At 60.3% G+C, this 2,696-nt stretch carries 2 protein-coding genes; both read right to left on the bottom strand.

All coding sequences use genetic code 11. From position 1 onward, the window contains the following. Nucleotides 1-420 precede the first annotated feature (420 nt). Nucleotides 421-1,797, bottom strand: a complete 1,377-nt coding sequence (locus ACESMD_RS10025) for a TRAP transporter large permease (protein ID WP_372612757.1) — start codon at nt 1,795-1,797, stop codon at nt 421-423. Beyond that, entirely contained in the window at nt 1,797-2,474 is a 678-nt protein-coding gene (locus ACESMD_RS10020) for a TRAP transporter small permease (RefSeq protein ID WP_372612755.1), read from the bottom strand. Before ACESMD_RS10020 ends, ACESMD_RS10025 begins: the two co-directional genes overlap by 1 nt. Between the last annotated feature and the right edge of the window lie 222 nt (nt 2,475-2,696).

Raw genomic sequence — 2,696 nt, 5'->3', positions numbered from 1 at the left:
GGCCGCATCGTCGGGATACATCTCAACGAACTCGCGGTACGTGCACGGATAGTCACGGCCGGCCACCAATCCGGTCAGCGCGGTGTCATCGACTGAAGAGTCCACCACTACATATTGTAGGAGGAGGAGCAAACCGTCTACTCCGCTAACGAATTAACCGGACGAGACACTAGTATGTGACCCATAATCGCTAGTATCCAAGTCAGAAGCAGTTCGCGGAGGCCATCCTCACCTTCTTCCGCGAAACCATTCCAAAGGAATGGAAAAGCTTCCGCGACCAAGTGTCAGACGATTTCTGCGTCATTACCCAGCAGAACTTTCGGGTTTTGGCAGCCTAGCGGTATACAAAAGACGCAGGGCGCATAATAATGCCACGCAAGGCCGGGCCTTGCGTGGCATATGCGGCGGCATCGGGCACCGTCAGTTGGTGATGATCTCAGGCCCCATGAACGTATTGGGCAGGAAGGTCGATATCCACGGGATATAGGTGACTATGATCAGGAACACCAATAGGACGGACAGGAAGGGCAGGGAGGCGCGCACCACCGCCATCACCGGCATGCCCGCGACGCCCGACGTGACGAAGAGGTTAAGCCCCACCGGCGGTGTGATCATGCCGATTTCCATGTTGACCACCATGATGATCCCCAGATGGATCGGATCGATGCCGAGCTCGATGGCGATCGGAAATACCAGCGGTGCCACGATCACCAGTAGGCCACTCGGCTCCATGAACTGTCCGCCGATCAGCAGTATGACGTTGACCATGATCAGGAACATCACCGGGCCGAATCCCGCGCTCAGCATCGCATTGGCGATTTGCTGCGGGATCTGCTCTTCGGTCAGCACCTGCTTGAGGATAAGCGCATTGGCGATCACGAAAAGCAGCGTCACGGTGAGCTTGCCCGCCTCGAAGAGCGTCTTCTTGGTGTCGGGATGCACAAAGGCAGTCAGGATCGCATGCGGCTTGCGCAGAAGGCTGGTATTCGCGCCCTCTCCGGTTGTCGCAAGCGGCCCCATGTCGCGATAGATGAAACTGGCGATGAAGAAGGAATAGACCGCCGCCACCGCCGCCGCCTCGGTGGGCGTGAAGATACCGCCATAGATACCGCCGAGGATGATCACGATCAGGAAGAGGCCCCAGCCCGCCTCGCGCCCCGACGCCCAGATCTCGCCCCAGCCCTGCCAGTCGCCCTTGGGCAGGTTGCGGACCTTGGCGATGACATAGATCGTCGTCATCAGCATGAAACCGGCCAGCAGGCCCGGAATGACCCCGGCAAGGAACATGCGCCCGACCGACACGTCGACCGAGGCCGCGTAGACGACCATGACGATGGAGGGCGGGATGAGAATGCCCAGGGTGCCCGCGTTACAGATCACCCCGGCGGCGAATTCCTTGGAATAGCCCACCTGACGCATACCCGCGATCACGATCGTGCCGATCGCGACCACCGTCGCGGGGGACGATCCCGAAAGTGCGGCAAACATCATGCAGGCTAAGACCCCGGCGATGGCGAGGCCGCCCGGCAGGTGCCCGACGCAGGCGATGGAAAACCGGATGATCCGCTGCGCCACGCCGCCGGTGGTCATGAAGGCCGAGGCGAGGATGAAATACGGGATCGCGAGCAGCGTGAAATGTCCTTCGAACGCCTCGAAGAGCGTGCCCGCGACCGAACCGAGCGAACTGCCGGAATAGATCAGCAGGAAAAGCGTGGAACTCAGCCCCAGCGAGACCGCGATCGGCACACCGATCAGCAGAAGGCCGATCACCATCGAGAACAGAAAAAGCACGTCCATCAGTGAGATCCCCCGGCATTACGGTCGTGGCCGGCGCGGGCCTGGTCGAGATCCTCTTCGACCTCGTGGCTTGCGACGATCCGGTCCACCTCGCCGCGCCAGATGGCGACGGCGACCTGCGCAAAGCGCAGCACCAGCAAAAGCGCCGAGATCGGCAGCACGATATAGGGCACGACCTTGGGCAGTTTCTCGTAGGTTTCGCCGTAGTTGATCAGGTCTTCCAGAAAGCGGAAGACGCCCACCATCGGCACGTCCTGCACCTCGTAGAAGCTCTGGCTGCGCGCGCTTGTGTCGAACCCGGTCGGGAACCAGCGGCCCGAGGTGGGGGGCAGATCGGCAAACACAGCCCAATAGTCGTAACAGCCCTTGAGCAGCAGCAACGAGAACACGATGCAGGCGGTTATCGCGACCAGGGCAAGCACGCGACGCGCGGGCCGGGACATCAGGTCGACGATCGCATCCACCCCCAGATGCGCATTTTTCTTCACGGCATAGGACGCCCCGAGAAGCACCAGCCAGCCGAACATGAAAACCGTCAGTTCAAGCGCCCAGAGGATGTTCGAGTTGAACACGTAGCGTGCTACCACATTGGCGAAGGTGATGACCGTCATCAGCCCAATAAGCACGGCGATCACCGTCTCCTCGATCTGGTCGATCAGCCCGGTTCTGTGCTGCATCGTCCCGTTTCCATGATATTATGGAGAGCCATTGAAAATCGGGCGGGTCGATGTGATCTGCCCGATTGATACCGTGCCACCGCCCGTGCGGGGGCTGTACCGTTCATGCCGATTTACGAACTGGAATTCGACGACACGGCCGCGTCGAGGTTTTCCTTGCCGACGTCGCTCTCGAATTGTTCCCAGACCGGCTTCATCGCCTCGACCCATTTTTCGCGCTGT

This window comes from Halomonas sp., assembly GCF_041689495.1.
Classification (GTDB): domain Bacteria; phylum Pseudomonadota; class Gammaproteobacteria; order Pseudomonadales; family Halomonadaceae; genus Halomonas.
The sequence above is the reverse complement of the archived record's forward strand: the minus strand, read 5'-3'. Positions and strand labels throughout refer to the sequence as shown.

What these genes read in the sequence shown, in the direction of transcription:
- ACESMD_RS10020 (WP_372612755.1), bottom strand. Translation starts at nt 2,474, where the DNA reads ATGCAGCACAGAACCGGGCTGATCGACCAGATCGAGGAGACGGTGATC.
- ACESMD_RS10025 (WP_372612757.1), bottom strand. Translation starts at nt 1,797, where the DNA reads ATGGACGTGCTTTTTCTGTTCTCGATGGTGATCGGCCTTCTGCTGATC.